The 15,827-nt window shown below is 67.9% G+C and carries 15 protein-coding genes and 1 pseudogene; 4 read left to right on the plus strand and 12 right to left on the minus strand.

Features of this window, described 5'->3' with window-relative positions:
* Positions 1-108 precede the first annotated feature (108 nt).
* The 4 genes and pseudogenes from ACZYSP_RS14320 to ACZYSP_RS14335 all read left to right on the plus strand — a co-directional run.
* Complete coding sequence (locus tag ACZYSP_RS14320; RefSeq protein WP_258351677.1) at positions 109-1,029, plus strand: branched-chain amino acid ABC transporter permease; 921 nt, start codon at positions 109-111, stop codon at positions 1,027-1,029.
* Positions 1,026-2,009, plus strand: a complete 984-nt coding sequence (locus ACZYSP_RS14325) for a branched-chain amino acid ABC transporter permease (RefSeq protein WP_426391184.1) — start codon at positions 1,026-1,028, stop codon at positions 2,007-2,009. Before ACZYSP_RS14320 ends, ACZYSP_RS14325 begins: the two co-directional genes overlap by 4 nt.
* Positions 2,006-2,761 (plus strand): ABC transporter ATP-binding protein, encoded by a 756-nt coding sequence (locus ACZYSP_RS14330; RefSeq protein WP_093053796.1) that lies wholly within the window; start codon positions 2,006-2,008, stop codon positions 2,759-2,761. The genes ACZYSP_RS14325 and ACZYSP_RS14330 overlap by 4 nt, the downstream gene beginning before the upstream one ends.
* A 77-nt stretch (positions 2,762-2,838) precedes the next feature.
* Positions 2,839-3,477 (plus strand): annotated as a pseudogene (locus tag ACZYSP_RS14335) (ABC transporter ATP-binding protein); the annotation flags it as partial.
* Positions 3,478-3,532: 55 nt separating this feature from the next.
* On the opposite strand, the gene ACZYSP_RS14340 reads toward ACZYSP_RS14335, so the two are convergent.
* From ACZYSP_RS14340 to gtdA, 12 genes are all read right to left on the minus strand, one after another.
* On the minus strand, positions 3,533-4,144 hold the full coding sequence (locus ACZYSP_RS14340) for a class I SAM-dependent methyltransferase (RefSeq protein WP_093053790.1): 612 nt from the start codon (positions 4,142-4,144) through the stop codon (positions 3,533-3,535).
* Positions 4,145-4,304: 160 nt separating this feature from the next.
* Positions 4,305-5,762, minus strand: coding sequence for a SulP family inorganic anion transporter (locus ACZYSP_RS14345; RefSeq protein WP_093076849.1), 1,458 nt, complete (start codon positions 5,760-5,762; stop codon positions 4,305-4,307).
* Positions 5,763-5,998: 236 nt separating this feature from the next.
* Positions 5,999-6,712 (minus strand): SDR family oxidoreductase, encoded by a 714-nt coding sequence (locus tag ACZYSP_RS14350; RefSeq protein ID WP_097200534.1) that lies wholly within the window; start codon positions 6,710-6,712, stop codon positions 5,999-6,001.
* A 162-nt stretch (positions 6,713-6,874) separates the two neighbouring features.
* Complete coding sequence (locus tag ACZYSP_RS14355; RefSeq protein ID WP_489014779.1) at positions 6,875-7,483, minus strand: glutathione S-transferase; 609 nt, start codon at positions 7,481-7,483, stop codon at positions 6,875-6,877.
* A gap of 39 nt (positions 7,484-7,522) precedes the next feature.
* Entirely contained in the window at positions 7,523-8,413 is an 891-nt protein-coding gene (locus ACZYSP_RS14360; RefSeq protein ID WP_489014781.1) for an acyl-CoA thioesterase, read from the minus strand.
* 90 nt (positions 8,414-8,503) lie between these two features.
* Positions 8,504-9,193: a hypothetical protein gene (locus ACZYSP_RS14365; protein WP_093076843.1), complete on the minus strand. Its 690-nt coding sequence runs from the start codon at positions 9,191-9,193 to the stop codon at positions 8,504-8,506.
* Between the two features lie 54 nt (positions 9,194-9,247).
* Positions 9,248-10,603: an FAD-dependent oxidoreductase gene (locus ACZYSP_RS14370; RefSeq protein WP_093076842.1), complete on the minus strand. Its 1,356-nt coding sequence runs from the start codon at positions 10,601-10,603 to the stop codon at positions 9,248-9,250.
* On the minus strand, positions 10,603-11,583 hold the full coding sequence (locus ACZYSP_RS14375; RefSeq protein WP_093053766.1) for a Bug family tripartite tricarboxylate transporter substrate binding protein: 981 nt from the start codon (positions 11,581-11,583) through the stop codon (positions 10,603-10,605). The genes ACZYSP_RS14370 and ACZYSP_RS14375 overlap by 1 nt, the downstream gene beginning before the upstream one ends.
* Positions 11,584-11,666: 83 nt before the next feature.
* Positions 11,667-12,644, minus strand: coding sequence for a Bug family tripartite tricarboxylate transporter substrate binding protein (locus tag ACZYSP_RS14380; RefSeq protein ID WP_489014784.1), 978 nt, complete (start codon positions 12,642-12,644; stop codon positions 11,667-11,669).
* A 56-nt stretch (positions 12,645-12,700) separates the two neighbouring features.
* Complete coding sequence (locus ACZYSP_RS14385) at positions 12,701-13,963, minus strand: 3-hydroxybenzoate 6-monooxygenase (protein ID WP_489014786.1); 1,263 nt, start codon at positions 13,961-13,963, stop codon at positions 12,701-12,703.
* Positions 13,964-13,987: 24 nt separating this feature from the next.
* Entirely contained in the window at positions 13,988-14,692 is a 705-nt protein-coding gene (locus ACZYSP_RS14390; protein WP_489014789.1) for a fumarylacetoacetate hydrolase family protein, read from the minus strand.
* Positions 14,693-14,758: 66 nt separating this feature from the next.
* On the minus strand, positions 14,759-15,820 hold the full coding sequence (gene gtdA / locus ACZYSP_RS14395) for a gentisate 1,2-dioxygenase (protein WP_489014791.1): 1,062 nt from the start codon (positions 15,818-15,820) through the stop codon (positions 14,759-14,761).
* Between the last annotated feature and the right edge of the window lie 7 nt (positions 15,821-15,827).

A 15,827-nucleotide genomic window follows, 5' to 3' on the forward strand; every position in this document is an offset into this window, starting at 1 on the left:
CACTTCGTGTCGCTTCTCCTTCCCCCTACCGGGGGCAACACCTGAGGCCCGGCAAAGCCGGTTCCTCGGTGTTCCTCGAATGAAAACGCGAGCAATCCTTGTGATCCTATGAGTGGAATTCTTGTTCTCGAGCAGCTGCTCAACGGCCTCGGCTACGGGCTGATGCTGTTCCTGCTGGCTGCGGGGCTCACGCTGGTGTTCGGCATCATGGACGTGCTGAACCTCGCGCATGGCTCGCTCTTCATGGCCGGCGCATATGTGGCGGCCGAGGCGCACACGCGCACCGGTTCGTTCGCGGCGGCCATCGTCATCGCGGTGGCGGTCACCGTGGTGGTGGCGCTGCTGCTCGAAGTGCTGCTGATGCGCCGCCTCTACACACGCGACCACCTCGCGCAGGTGCTGGCCACCTTCGGCGTGATCCTGGTCGCCGACGACATCGTGACGATGGCCTGGGGCCCATCGCCGGTGATGGCGCCGACGCCGGCCGCGCTCTCGGGGCCGGTCAACCTGATGGACGGCCTGCCCTACCCGGCCTATCGCCTCGTCATCCTCGTCGGTGGCCTGCTGGTCGCGCTGGCGCTGTACCTGCTGGTGAACCACACGCGCATCGGCATGCGGGTGCGCGCGGGCGCCTCCGACCGGCCGATGGCCGAGCTGATGGGCGTGCGCGTGGGCCGCATCTTCAACGGCGTGTTCCTGCTCGGTGCGGCGCTGGCCGCGCTGGCGGGCGCGTTGATGGGCCCGATCGTCGCGGTGCAGGTCGGCATGGGCGAGGCCATCCTGATTCCGGCGCTCGTGGTGCTGGTGATCGGCGGCATCGGTTCGGTGCGCGGCGCCTTCGTGGCTGCACTGCTCGTGGGCGTGGTCGACACCGTGGGGCGTGCCTTCGTGCCGATGCTGCTGCGCGCCACGCTGCCGCCGGCTACTGCAGCCGACCTGGGGCCGCTGTTCGCCGAAGTCGCGATGTACGCGCTGATGGTGGTGGTCCTCATCTTCCGGCCCTCGGGCCTTTTCTCGGCACGCGCATGAAGTCCTCACGCTACATCGGCCTCGGGCTGCTCTTCGTGCTGCTCGCGGCGTTTCCGCTGGTCGCGCCTGTCTTCGGGCTCGAGTTCTACATCGGCTTCGTGCGGCGCGTGCTCATCGTGGCGCTGGCTGCGGCGAGCCTCAACTTCATCCTCGGTTTCGGCGGCATGGTGGCGCTGGGGCACGCGGGCTTCATCGGCGTAGGGGCGTACACGGTGGTCGCGCTCAGCGACGCGGGCGTGATGTCGGCGTGGGTGATGTGGCCGCTGGCCGCGCTCGTGGCCGGCCTCGTCGCGGCGCTGATCGGCACGGTGGCGCTGCGCACGCGCGGCGTGTACTTCATCATGACCACGCTGGCCTTCGCGCAGATGCTGTACTTCGTGGTGGTGTCGCTGCGCCGCTATGGCGGCGACGACGGCTACACGCTGATGTCGCGACCCACGCTGCTGCCGGGGCTGGACCTGGGCAATGAAGCCAACTTCTACTGGGTGGTGCTGGCAATCGTGGCGCTCGCGCTCTGGTGGCTGCACCGTGCGACGCTATCGCGCTTCGGCCATGCGCTGATGGGCATCCGCGACAACGAGACGCGCATGCGGGCGCTGGGCTATCCGGTGTTCCGGCTGCAGCTGGTGGCGTTCGCGATTGCAGGCGCCATCGCGGGGCTGGCCGGTGCGCTGCTCGCGGGCGGCAACGGATTCGTGAGTCCGGCGACGATGCACTGGACGCAGTCGGCCACGCTGCTGGTGATGGTCGTCATCGGCGGGCTGGGGCGCAGCTGGGGCGGGCCGGTGGGCGCTGTTGTCTGGCTGTTGCTCGAAGAAGCGTTGAAGCAGCACACGGAGCATTGGCATATGCCGCTGGGGTTGTTGCTGATCGCTGTTGCGTTGTGGGCACCCAAAGGGCTTGCCGCCCTCTACAAGCGCCGCTTGCCCCTCACCCCAACCCTCTCCCCGGAGGGGCGAGGGAGTAAGACGACACCATGAGCCTTTTCAGAATCGAAGGGTTGGTCAAGCGCTTCGGCGGACTGCTGGCGACCGACCATGTGAACCTCACCGTGGAGCGCGGCGAAGTGCATGCGCTGATCGGCCCGAACGGCGCGGGCAAGACCACGCTGGTGAACCTGATCACCGGCCTGCTGAAAGCCGATGCCGGCCGCATCCTGCTCGACGAAGCCGACATCACGAAGCTGAAAGATCATCAGCGCGTGGCCGCCGGCATGTCGCGCTGCTTCCAGGTGACGCGCGTGTTCCCCAAAGAAACCGTGCACGACAACCTGATGCTCGCAGCGCAGGCCCATGCGGGCACCAGCCTGCGCTTCATGGCGCCGCGCGCGAAGGAACGCGACCTCGTCGATCGTGCAGTGGCGCTTGCGGACCGCGTCGGCCTCGGCAGCGAACGCGAGCGCATCGCGGGCACGCTGCCGCACGGCGCGCAGCGCGCGCTCGACGTGGCGCTGGCGCTCGCGGCCGAGCCCAAGCTGCTGCTGCTCGACGAGCCGATGGCCGGCATGGGCCCGGACGAATCGGCGCGCATGGTGGAGCTGATCGAATCGCTGCGCGCATCGATGGCCATCCTGCTGATCGAGCACGACATGGACGCGGTGTTCCGCCTGGCCAACCGGCTCACCGTGCTGGTGCAGGGCAAGGTGCTGATGAGCGGCACAGCCGACGAAGTGCGGGGCCACCCCGACGTACAAGCCGTCTACCTCGGCACGGAAGCAGAAGGCCATTCATGAGTGCGGCATCCACATTGCTCGAAGCGAAATCCATCGAAGCCGGCTACGGCGCCAGCCAGGTGCTGTTCGGCATCGACCTCGACATCCGCCCCGGCGAAGTGCTCGCGCTGCTCGGACGCAACGGCATGGGCAAGAGCACGCTGCTCAAGGTGCTGACGGGCACGCTCTCGCCGATGCGCGGCAGCGTGCACTTCGGCGGCGCGGCCATCGGCGGCCACAAGCCCGACGCCATCGCGCGGCGCGGCGTGGCCATCGTGCCCGAAGGGCGGCATGTGTTTCCCAATCTCAGCGTCGATGAGCACCTGCGCGCCTTTGCAAGACCGCGCCCGGGCAGCGCGCCGCGCTGGACGCTCGATGCGCTGTACGGCCTGTTCCCTCGCCTGTCGGAGCGCAAGGCCAACGCGGGCAACCAGCTCTCTGGCGGCGAGCAGCAGATGCTGGCCATCGCCCGCGCGCTGTCGACGCACCCGCGCCTGCTGATCCTCGACGAAGCCACCGAAGGGCTGGCCCCGGTGATCCGCGAGGAGATCTGGCACTGCATTGCCACGCTCAAGGCCGAAGGCGAGGCGATCCTGGTGGTGGACAAGTACGTGCAGCGTTTGCTGCCGCTGGCCAACCGCCATGTGATCCTCGAACGCGGGCGCGTGGTGTGGCAGGGCGACTCGGCTGCGCTGGACGCCGACCGGTCGCTGTGGACGCGCTACCTGGGCGTGTAGGGCCTCCGTTCGCCCCCTGGCTCGCGCGGCTTCACGGCGTTCACGGCGCCGTGTCTCATTGCGGACGAAGCGCGAGGAAGTAGACCCACGCTTCCTCGTTGCGGCCGATGCGCTCCATCTCCCAGTGCGTGCGCAAGCCGGCCTCTTGAAGCTGCGCGGCGAACAGGTCTTTCGCCCAGTACACGGTGTGACAGTCGCCATTCGTCTCGCCTTCGCCGACTCGCATGGAGACCAGGAAGGCACCGCCGGGCTCGAGTGCGTCGAAGACCTTGCGCAAGATCGGGCCGATCTGCGCGCGATCGACATGAATCAGCACGCACATCGCGAGGATGGCGTTGTAGGGCCCTCCCAGCGCATCCGTGATGACGTCGAGCAGTTCGCCCTTCTTGCCGCGCTCCGCCTGCAGATCGAGAAATGCCTGTGCCGCATCGGTGCGCCTGACGACCCCGCCCAGGGACTCGATGAAGTCGGCGTCCCGCCCCGGACCGGAGCCGATCTCGAGCACGGTGCCGCCGGTGGGCACGAACTGCATCATCCGCCGCATCGCGTCCGCGATTTCGGGCTGCAGCGGGTGTTCGGCCACGATCGCGTTGTACTCGCGGGCAGAACCTTCGTAGGACTGGACGGTGCGGTGCGATTTCTCCAGCGCCTGTGCGGAGATTTTCATGAGCAGCCTTTCCGGCCCATCGGACATCCGGCGGGACCTGGATGGAAAGTCTAGGTCCAACGCGCCATCCGGCTCATGGGGAAAATCGCCTAGGCGCTGACCGGTGCCCTGGCGTGCGCGAGCCGCAGTGCGCGGGAAGGCACGGCGCCCGCTTGACCTTTCAGTCGGGCGCGGTATCGAGCTGCAGCACCAGGTCGCGGCTGGCCTGGTTCATGCCGGCCACGTCCACCACGCTGCCGTGCTTGCGCAATCGCTCGACCACTTTCTTCAGCGCGGCCACGGCGGTCACGTCCCAGAAATGTGCTTGCGACACGTCGATGCGCACCGCTGCACCGTCGATCTCGCGCACGTCGAAGGCGTCGACCAGCATGTCGGCGGAAGCGAAGAACACCTGGCCGGTGACGCGGTAGACGCGCGCGCCGTCGGCGTCCTGCGCTGCATGGACATGCAGCAGCCGCGCCACCTTGAATGTGAAGAACACGCCGCTGAGCATCACGCCCGTGGCCACACCCGCGGCAAGGTTGTCGGTGGCCACGGTGACGGCCACCGTGGCGAGCATCACCGCGCTCGACATGCGCGGATGCCGCACCAGCGTGCGCAGCGAGCCCCAGTCGAAAGTCGAGGCCGACACCATCACCATGATCGCGACCAGCGCCGCTACAGGCACCTGCGACACCCAGGGCTTGAGCAGCACCATGAGGATCAGCAGGAACGCGCCCGCGAAGAGCGTGGACAGCCGCCCGCGCCCGCCGTAGCGCACGTTGCTCACGGTCTGGCCGATCATTCCGCAGCCCGCAATGCCGCCGAAGAAGCTGGCCGCGACATTGGCCACGCCGAGGCCGCTGCACTCGCGGTTCTTCGAGCTCGGTGTGTCGGTCAGCTCATCGACCACGCTGGCGGTCATCATCGACTCGAGCAGCCCGACCATCGCGATGGCGAACCCCGGCAGCGCGATGATGCGCAAAGTCTCGAGCGTCAGCGGCACGTCGGGCAGCGCGAACGCCGGCAGCGCGCCGGGCAGTTGCCCGAGGTCGGCCACCGTCTTCAGCGGCAGCCCCAGCCAGTGGCCCACCAACGTCACCACCACGATGCACACCAGTGGCGAAGGCACGATCGTTGTGATGCGCGGCAGCAAATAGATGACGGCCAGCCCGAGCCCGACCATGGCCCAGGTCGCGGTGTTGGCACCGATGAAATGCGGCATCTGCGCCGCGAAGATCAGGATGGCGAGTGCGTTGACGAAGCCGGTACGCACGGACGACGAGACGAAGCGCATCAGCACACCCAGGCGCAGCAGGCCGAACACGATCTGCATTGCACCGGCGAGCACGCCGGCAGCCAGCAGGTACGGCAGGCCGTGCGCATGCACCAGCGGCGCGGCCACCAGGGCCACAGAGCCGGCCGCGGCCGACACCATGGCCGGCCGGCCGCCGGCGAAGGCTATGACGATGCCGATGACGAAGGAAGCGAACAGGCCGACCGCCGGATCGACGCCGGCTACAAAAGAGAAAGCGATGACTTCGGGAATGAGAGCGAAGGTGGCGACGGCACCAGCCATGAGCTCGCGGGGAATGCTGGGGCACCACTCGGTGCGCAGGCGACTGTGGGAAGAAGACATGGAAAAAGAAAAGCAGCCCGCATGCCACCGGCAAGGCGGTGCGGGAGATGGCAGGACAAGGGCCGGCGTGCGACCCGTGCGCGTCGCGTCGGCCGAAGCCGCCGCGCATCACTGCGCTCGCGTCAAGGAGGCGTCGGCCGCGAGCAACCCGACTGCCGGCGGCGAATGGGAAAGCGGGGCATCCTCGGGCACATGGGCGAGATTGTAGAGAGCGGCCTGTCGCCGGCCGCCGGGCTTCACACCGAGCGCGTGATGCCGCCGTCCACGCGCAGGTTCTGGCCGGTGATGTAGCCGGCGCCTTCCGAAGCGAGGAAGCCGATGACGGCCGCGATCTCGCTGCTCTTGCCGTAGCGGCCCATGGGAATGCGGCCGCGGAATTCGGCCTTCTCGGGCAGGCTGTCGATGAAGCCGGGCAGCACGTTGTTCATGCGCACGTTGTCGGCTGCGTACTTGTCGGCAAAGAGTTTGGTGAAGGCTGCGAGGCCCGCGCGGAACACGCCCGATGTGGGGAACACCGGGTCGGGCTCGAAGGCGGCGAAGGTGGAAATGTTGATGATCGTGCCGCCGCCCTGCTTCACCATCAGCGGCGCAACGAGGCGCGCGGGGCGCACCGCGCTCAGCAGATAGACGTCCATGCCGCGGTGCCAGTCTTCGTCGGTGATGTCGAGGATGGGTGCGCGAGGGCCGTGGCCGGCGCTGTTGACCAGCACGTCGACGCGGCCCCACTGGGCAACGACCTTGTCTACGAGCCGCTTCAGGTCGTCGTTCGACTGGTTCGAGCCGGTCACGCCGATGCCACCCAGCTCGGCAGCCAGTGCCTCGCCCTTGCCCGACGACGAGAGGATGGCTACACGAAAGCCGTCGTCTGCGAGCTTGCGTGCTGCTGCGGCGCCCATGCCGCTGCCACCTGCGGTGACGATGGCTACTTTTTTCTGTTCTTCAGAAGACATCTGGGATTCCTTGGTTCATGCGGAGCCTGCATTTAGCCAAGGAATCGGGGCTCTTGCCATTCAGGCTCTTGTCTTGTTGTTCAGGGCGAGTGCGAATGACACCGGGTACTCCCCTCCGCGAATGTCCCCCGTCGGCGTGAGCGCGCCCCGAACGAACGAAACCTAAACCGCAGGCAAAGTAGCCTGCATCGACGCACGCTGGTTGAACGCCTCGAACCACTTCGCGCTGTTCGGCGCTTGAGCGCGCCAATCCACTGCGGGAAACCGGAAGTCCATGTAGCCCAACGCACAGCCGAAAGCGATGGTGCCGATATCGACACGGTCACCGAACGAAGGCGCTGCCGTCTCGAGCCATTCGAGGCCGGTACGCACCTTGGCGAGCTGACCGTCGGTCCAGTCGGCCCAGCGCAGCTCCTCGGGACGCAGCACGCTCTCGTAGCGCGCGAGCAATGCGGCGCCAGTCATGCCGTCGGCCAGCGCAAGCTCGGTCAGGCGCGCCCAGCGCGCGGCGCCGTCTACCGGAAACAGCTTGCCCGACTGCATGGCGTTCAGGTACTCGCAGATCACGCGGCTGTCGAACAGCACCTGACCGTCGTCGGTGATGAAGGTCGGCACCTGGCCGAGCGGGTTCTTCGGAATGATGGTGGCGTCGCGCTTCACGGGGCCGGCCGCGCTCGGCAGCTTCTCGATGCGGTCTGCAATGCCGAGCTCGTGCGCCACGACCATGCACTTGCGCACGAAGGGGGAAGCAGGAGAGAAGAAGATTTTCATGGTGATGAGAGCTTGTGCTTCGGGCTTGCGCTGTTGTGACTACGCCGGCTTCCTGATGCGCAGCATGCCCTCCTGCGCGGCCGAAGCCACGAGCCGGCCGTCGCGCGCATAGAGGCTGCCGCGGCACATGCCGCGCGCGCCGCCCGCGCTGGGCGAATCGAGCACGTACAGCAGCCAGTCGTCCATGCGGAAATCGCGGTGGAACCACATCGCGTGGTCGAGACTCGCGGGGCGCACCTGGCCGCTCATGAAGCTCAGGCCGTGCGGCAGCATCGCGGCGCGAAGCAGGCCGTGGTCGGAGGCATAGGCCAGCAGCGCGCGGTGCACCATCGGATCGTCGGGCAGCGGCGCGATGGCGCGCATCCAGATGGCGCTTTGCGACGCCGCCGGGCGCGGCAGCGGCGCCATCAGGTCTTCGGGATCGACGCGGCGATATTCGATGCCGTGCGGCTGGATCGCCTTGGAGCGCCAGGGCTCTGGCAGGCGGTCGCCGAGGGCGATGCGCTGGTCGAGCTCGCTGACGAGGCCTTCGGGGCCGGCCACCTCGGGCATGTCGAACTGGTGCTCGACGCCCTCGTCCACGGTCTGGAACGAGGCCGACATTTCAAAAATGATGCGCTCCTGCTGGCGCGCCACCACGTGGCGGGTGGTGAAGCTGCGGCCGTCGCGCACGCGGTCGACGCTGTACTCGATGGGGGCATGTTCGCCCGGCAGCAGGAAGTAGGCGTGCATCGAATGCACCGGGCGCTCGGCGCCCACCGTGAGGCTGGCCGCCATCAGCGACTGGCCCAGCACCTGGCCGCCGAACACGGCGGGCGTGCCGATGTCCTCGCTCTGGGCCAGGAAGCGGTCGCCGCCCAGTGGCTCGAGCTGCATGAGCGCGACGAGTTCGTTGACGAGGTGGGCGGCGGTGGCGGAATCGGTGGTCATCGGGGGAAGGCTGTCAAAACAGGGCAGAAAGCAACCCTGGACCATAGCAAAGGCCGCGCCCGCGGGCTGTCGCGGGCCGGTCAGCGGCTGCTATCTGAAGAAGCAGATGTCCATGAAGCGGGCCCGGCAGCTGTAGTCCGTTCCGCCCTGCACCACCGACAACGGCGCCCCGCCCAGCACCAGCGAGCCGTCGGCGGCGCGGGCCAGCGGCGTCGGCGCGGCCTTGTCGGCAGGGCCGCTGGCCGTTTCCTGCTCCACGTACTTGAGGTACTGCGTCCGGGAGAAGTCGACCGCCTCGTCCTGCTTCAGCACGCCGGCCTCGTAGCGGCGGCCCTTCACGCTGCCGAAGTAGCGCAGCGCCGGCCCGGTGCGGTCGCCGTATTTCACTTCGGTCTTCGCGAAGCCGGTCTGGATCAGGAAGGCCTGGTCGTCAGGCGTCAGGTCGGTGTCGAAGGCCATCAGCACGTACTGGCCTTCGAGGCTCTGGTTGCGCGCCACCTTCAACTCGCCGACCAGTGCGGGCGAGATCTTGGTGCGCCCTTCCCACCGCAGGATGGTGGCCACGCCCGGGTCGCCGTCGAACACGTAGTGGTACTTCTCGCCGGCAATGACGAGCTTGCGGCCGTCCTTGCTCGCGAGAAAGCTCACCATCGCGTCCTTGCCATGAACGGGCTCGCCCTCGGGCGTGCTGGCGCAGCCCCACTGCATCAGGCCGAGCGCGGCGCACGAAAGAGCCAGGAAGCCGCGGCGCGCGGTGATCGACAACGAAAGAAGGTTCACGTTTCGTCCGGGGGTCGAGTTCATCTTGCCCCGGACTCTAGCGCGCCGCCGTGCTCAGCGGTCGAGGTCGGCGCCGTCGGCGGCCAGCTTTTTCTGCAGGGCCGGCACATCGACCTTCGCGAAGGCCGTGCTGCCCAGCGACGCTGCCGCCGTACCCGCGGCCTGCCCCATGACGAAGCAGCCACCGCTCGCGCGCGCGGCCGACTGGCCCTCGTGCGTCATCGACGCGCAGCGGCCGGCCACCAGCAGGTTGTCGAGCGTCTGCGGCACCAGCATGCGCCACGGCAGGTGGTTGTAGGCGTTGGCTTCGTCGCGCGGAAAGGCCCACTCGATGCGGCCGTCGGCGTGCATTTCCATCGGCCAGGCATTCAGGCCGATGTTGTCGTCGAACTTCGCCGAGCCCAGGATGTCTTCGCGCCCGAGCGCGTAGAGCCCCTGGATGCGCCGCGTCTCGCGGATGCCGACTTGCGGCGCGATCTCCACGATGGACGACTGCGCGAAGCCCGGCACCTCGGCCTTCAGGAACTTGAAGTACTCGCTGATCTGGCGGCGGCCTTCGAGCTCGCCCTCGGTGAGCTCGCGCGCATCGACACCGTTCATCGCGCGGCCCTGGGCGTTGCGGATCTGCGTGACGTTGGCGCGCCATTCGCGCGGGTCCTTGTTGGGCCGCAGGATGGCGCCTTCGCGCGGAAACTTGTAGACGCCCGGCTTCTGCTGCTCGGTGCGCGCCATGTAGTCGTTGATGGCCTTGAACTCGCCCACCGCTTCCAGCGCGGCCGGCGCGTCGACCTGGCCGATGCGGAACATGGTGGTCGGGAACAGCCCGCTGCCGTGTCCGTCGCCCACCTCGAAGGGCACGCCGGCAAAGGCCGCCACGTCGGCGTCGCCGCTGGCGTCGATGAAGGCGTTGGCGCGAATGGCCTGGCGACCCGACTTGGTCTCGACCACCAGCGCCGCGATGCGGCTGCCCTCGCGGATCACCGCGGCCGCGTACGCATGGAACAGCAGCTTCACGCCCGCGGCGTCGAGCAACTGGTCAGCGGCCAGCTTGTAGGCCGAGGTGTCGTACGAGCGCACGCAGATGCGCCCGCCCATGCCGTTCTGCGGCTGGTTCATGCCGTTGAGGCCGGCGATGCGGTCGATCAGCTCGTCGACCACGCCGTGCACCAGCTGCGTCATCTCGCCCTTGCGCTTGCCGTACAGGCCCGCGAAGTTGGTAACGCCGCCGGCAGTGCCCATGCCGCCGAGAAAGCCGTAGCGCTCCACCAGCAGCGTGTTGGCACCGTGGCGTGCGGCGCTCACTGCAGCGGCGATGCCGGCGGGGCCGCCGCCGACCACCACCACGTCGTATTCACCGAAGACCGGCAGCTCGCGCGCCGGTTCATGCAATGTTGTGGGAGACGTAGTCATCACTGGAGCTTGATTCCGCGTGCGGAAATGATCTTGGTCATGATCGCCGCCTCTTCGTTGACGCGCGTGCGCATCCCGTCCGGCGAGGTGCCCACGGCCTGCCAGCCTTGCTCGAAGAGCTTGCGGCGCACGTCCGGGTTCTTCATGACCACTTCGAGTTCGCGGCTGATGCGCGCCTGCGCCGCCTTCGACAGGTTGGCCGGGCCGAGCAGCGCCACCCACACTTCGAGATTGAAGTCCTTCACGCCGGCTTCCGACAGCGGCGGGATCTCGGGCACCAGCGCGCTGCGGCCGCCCGTGAGGCCGATGGCCTTGAGCTTGCCGGCCCTGATCTGCGGCATGGCCACGCCCGGCGGGATCAGGCCCATCTGCACCTGGTCGCCCAGCATCGCGGTGATGACCTGCGGGTTGCCCTGGTAGGGCACGTGCTCGGGCTTGAAGCCGGGCACGCGGGTCTTGAGCAGTTCCATGCCCAGGTGCCCGACCGAGCCGATGCCCACCGAGCCGTAGTTCCACTTGTCGCCGGCCTTGCGGCCCTCGTCGAAGAAGGCGGTGCCGGAGGGCAGGTTGTTCTGCGCCACCAGCACCAGCGGCGCGGTCGCGATCAGCGACAGGTAGGTGAAGTCTTTCACCGGGTCGTACGGCAGCCTGGCGTACAGCATCTTCGACGACGTGAGGTTGCCGTTGATGACGATGCCCAGCGTGTGGTCGTCGGTGGCCTTGGCCACCTGGTCGGCCGCGATGTTGCCCGAGGCGCCGGCCTTGTTGTCGACCACGATCGGCTGGCCCAGCGCCTTCGACAGCGGCTCGGCGATGGTGCGCGCCGCGATGTCGGGCGTGGAGCCGCCCGGGAAGCCCACGAGCAGGCGGATCGGCTTGGTCGGCCAGGCAGCGTTCTCTGCATTGGCGCTCAGCGGCAGCGCGGTGGCGGCGGCCGCCAGACCGCAGGCAATCAGGAGAGCTCTCTTGGTGGCTTGCATGAAAAGAAGTGTGAAAAAGTTGTCAAAAACTAAAGAGGGCCAGCTTAACTGTCGAGCAAGACACCGGGCAAGCCACGCCCCCGCTATTCGAGGCTGATGTTGCCCCTGCGCACCAGCTCGCCGTACACCTTCGACTTGGCCTCGGCATTGCGCTCGATTTCCTCTGGCGACCAGGCCAGCGGCTCGAAGGCGAAGGTGTCGAAGCGGGCGCGGATCTCGGGGTCGGCGATGACCTTGGCCACGTCGGCATTGATCTTCGCCTTGATGGCTGCCGGCACACCCTTGGGCGCGAGCAGCGACACGAACGAATTCACCTCCAGCGAAGCCGGGCCGCCGGCCTCGGCCATGGTCGGCACGTCGGGCATCTGCGGAATGCGCTTGGGCGCCGCGATGGCCAGGTAGCGCAGCTTGCCGGCCTTGTAGATGCCCTGGCTCGACGGAATGCTCGCGAAGCTCCACGGCACCTCGCCCGCCCCCACGTTGGAGAACAGCTGCGACACCTCGCGGTACGGCGCATGACGCATGTGGATGCCGGTGAGCGCCTCGAGCTGCTGCGCGCCCAGATGGCCCGGGCTGCCCACGCCCCACGAGCCGTAGACGATGCCGTCGGGGTTGGCCTTGGCGGCGGTGATCAGGTCGCTCATGTTCTTCCACTTCGAGTCGGTGCCCACGGCCACGAAGAAGGGCGTGCGAAAGAGCGACGCCACCGGGTCGAAGTGCTGCAGCGTCACGAAGTTGCGCGACTTGTACAGATGCGGCAGCGCGGCGATGTGCTCGCTGTCGAGCTGCAGCAGCGTGTAGCCGTCGGGCGCGGCGCGGCGGGCCTGGTCGATGGCGATGAAGCCGCCGCCACCGGGCTTGTTGTCGATCAGCACGCGCTGGCCCCACAGGCGCGAGAGCTTGTCGGAGACCAGGCGCAGCACCGCGTCGGGGCCGCTGCCAGCCGCGAAGGGGGTGACGAGGGTCACGGGCTTGTTGGGGAAGTCGCCGGCTTGCGCCATGGCGCCTGTCGCCGCCGTCAGGGCGAGGACGCCCGCCAGAAGTGCGCGCGAAAAGTTCATGTCTTGTCTCCTGGGCCTGGGGCCTCGATGGTTATGAATGTTGGAAGCAACGAGTGTCAGTGCAGCGAAAGCGCGGCGGCCATGGCGGCCGCTTCAGCAGATGGCCGCCGCGCCTCGGGCGCATCGTCCAGGCAATGCTCGGGCCGCCAGGCGTAGAGCCATTCGACCGCATCGTAGAAACGCTCGGGTGAGCGGCCGACCCACAGGCTGTTGCGCACGAGGCGCTCCACGCCCTTGGCGTGATACAGCCGCCCCATCTCGCGCACCGACAGCACCACGCGCGCCGTGCGGGCGATGCGTGCAGCTTCATAGAGCTTGAACGCGGCGGTCATGTCGAAGCCGCAGGCCTTCACCGCCTCGCCGAGCGTCACCGCGTCTTCGAGCGCCATGCACGCGCCCTGCGCGAGGTACTGCATCATGGGATGCGCCGCATCGCCCAGCAGCGTGGCCGGGCCCTCGCTCCAGCGTTCGACCGGATCGCGGTCGGCGGTGCTCCAGCGGCGCCACGAGGTCGGACGGTCGAGCAACTGGCGCGGGCGCGCATGCACGCCCTCGAAGTACGAGAGCACTTCTTCCTTGCTGCCATCGGTCACGCCCCACTCCTCCTGCTCGCGGCTGTGGAATGTGACGACCAGGTTGTATTGCTCGCCATGGCGCAGCGGGTAGTGCACCAGATGGCAGTTGGGGCCGGCCCAGACCACGGGCGCGTTCCAGCGCAAGTCGGCCGGCATGTCGGCCGCAGGCACCACGGCGCGGTAGACCACGTGGCCCGACACGCGCGGCGCATCGCCGATGAGTTTGCTGCGCACCACCGACTTCACGCCGTCGCAGCCGACGATGGCGTCGGCCTTGAACTGCCGGCCATCGCTCGTGACGGCAGTGACGCCCTGACCGCCCATATCGATAGCCTCGACCTGCGCCGAGGTGTGGAAGCGGATCAGCGGATGCTGCTTCACCGCCTCGTGGATTGCGCCATGAAGGTCGGCACGGTGACTCACCGCATAGGGATTCCTGAAGCGCGCGCGGAAGGCTTCGCCGACCGGCACCGAGGCCACTTCACCGCAATCGACCGCGTCCATCATCACCAGCCTGTCGGTGAACACCGAGCCCCGCCGCACCGCCTCGCCCACGCCCAGCGCGTCGAGCGCGGCGAAGGCATTGGGCCCTAGCTGCAGGCCGGCGCCGATCTCGCCGATGGTGGCGCTCTGTTCGAGCAGGTCGATGGAAACGCCCAGGCGCGCGAGCGCCAGCGCCGCGGCCATGCCGCCGATGCCGCCGCCGACCAGCAGCACGGTGGGAGGGTTCTTCGATGGAGTCATGGCGAGCCTGTGCGGTGAAGAAGATCAGTCGATTTGCACGGTCAGCGACGGCAGGCGGTCGATGCTCACCTTGATCGTCTGGCCGGGCTTCACCGCGCCCACGCCTTCGGGTGTGCCGGTGAAGATCAGGTCGCCGGGCTGCAGCGTGAACAGCGTCGACAGGTTGGCGATGACTTCGTTCACCGACCAGATCAGGTGCGTGATGTCGCTGTTCTGGCGCACCTGGCCGTCGACTTCGAGCACGATGGCGCCGGCGTTGATCTCGCCCACGTCGGCCAGCGTGCGCAGCGGCGCGATGGGCGCGGAGAAGTCGAAGGCCTTGCCGATTTCCCATGGGCGGCCCTGCTCGCGCATCTTCATCTGCAGGTCGCGGCGGGTCATGTCCAGGCCCACGGCGTAGCTGTGGATGTGGCTTGCGGCCTGGTCGACCGGAATGTCCTTGCCGCCCTTGCCGATGGCAACCACCAGCTCGGCTTCGTAGTGGTAGTTGCTCGTGAGCGGCGGGTAGGGAATGGACGCGCCTTTGCCGTCGAACACCGGCACCACGGAAGCGTCGTCGTTCGGCTTGCAGAAGAAGAAAGGCGGTTCGCGGTCGGGGTCGAAACCCATCTCGCGTGCATGGGCCGCGTAGTTGCGGCCGACGCAGTAGACGCGGCGCACGGGGAACTGCTGGTCGGAGCCCATGATGGGCAGGCCGACGATGGAAGGAGGCGTGAAGACGAAGGACATGAAGGCTCCTGCCGCGCGTGGCGGCACACGGTCGAACAAAAAAAGAAAAGAAGGGTCGCCCGGGCTTCAGGCGTCTTCGAGAAAGGCTTCGCGCAGGATGCCCATGGCCTGCTGCACCGGGCGGTCGGAAAAGCTGAAGAGCACGGTGTCTTCGCCCTGCGACGACAGCCGAAGCGGCGCCCACGAAGGCACCACGAAGGTGTCGCGTGGACCGAACTCGAAGCGCTGGCCGGCGATCTCGGCCGTGCCGTGGCCTTCGACCACGCTGTACACCGCGCCATCGGTCGCGCGGTGCGTCTTGCCCGCGAAGCCCTTTGGCAGCAGTTGCAGGTTGGTCGAGATGGTCGGCATCGGCGAGCCGCCCGTCAGCGGGTTGATGTAGCGCAGCTTGTGGCCCAGCCATGCGTCGGGCGCTTCCTGCGTCTGCAGTTGCGCCAGCGCCTCGCGGCTGCGTGCGTAGGGGTAGTTGAAGATCGGCGAGGTGGCCGATGTGTGGTCGTGCCGCACCGGCACCATGTTGTGGCCGAAGCGCGCGAGGCTGTTGCCTTCGGGGCGCGACACGTACTGCACCTTGGCGTCGTCGTTCTCGGCGAAGCCTGCGTCGAAGAAGCGCAGCATCGGAATGTCGAGCCCGTCGAGCCACACCACCGGCTCCACGCTGCCGCCGAGGCCTTCGTTGCCATGGTCGTGCCAGGCCCACGAGGGCGTGATGATGAAGTCGCCGGGGTACATGGTGGTGCGTTCGCCGCCCACCGTGGTGTAGGCACCCTTGCCGTCGACGATGAAGCGCAGCGCCGACTGCACGTGGCGATGCGAAGGCGCCACCTCGCCCGGCATGATGAGCTGCAGGCCCGCGTAGAGCGACTGCGTGATCGACGAGTTGCCGGGCAGCGCCGGGTTCTCGAGCACCAGCACGCGGCGCACGGCCTCTTCGGCGGTGATGAGCTCGGCCGACTCCATCAGCAGCGGACGGATCTCGTCGTAGCGCCAAAGGGCGGGCACGCAGGGCGTCTGCGGCTCGCGCGGCACCAGCGCGTGCAGCGATTCCCACAGCGGCGTGAGGTTCAGCGGGCGGATGCGGGCGTAGTAGTCGCGGCGTTCTGCCGCATTGGAAGGCGCGGGTTTCATGGCGTGG

This window comes from Variovorax sp. F042 (assembly GCF_057814215.1).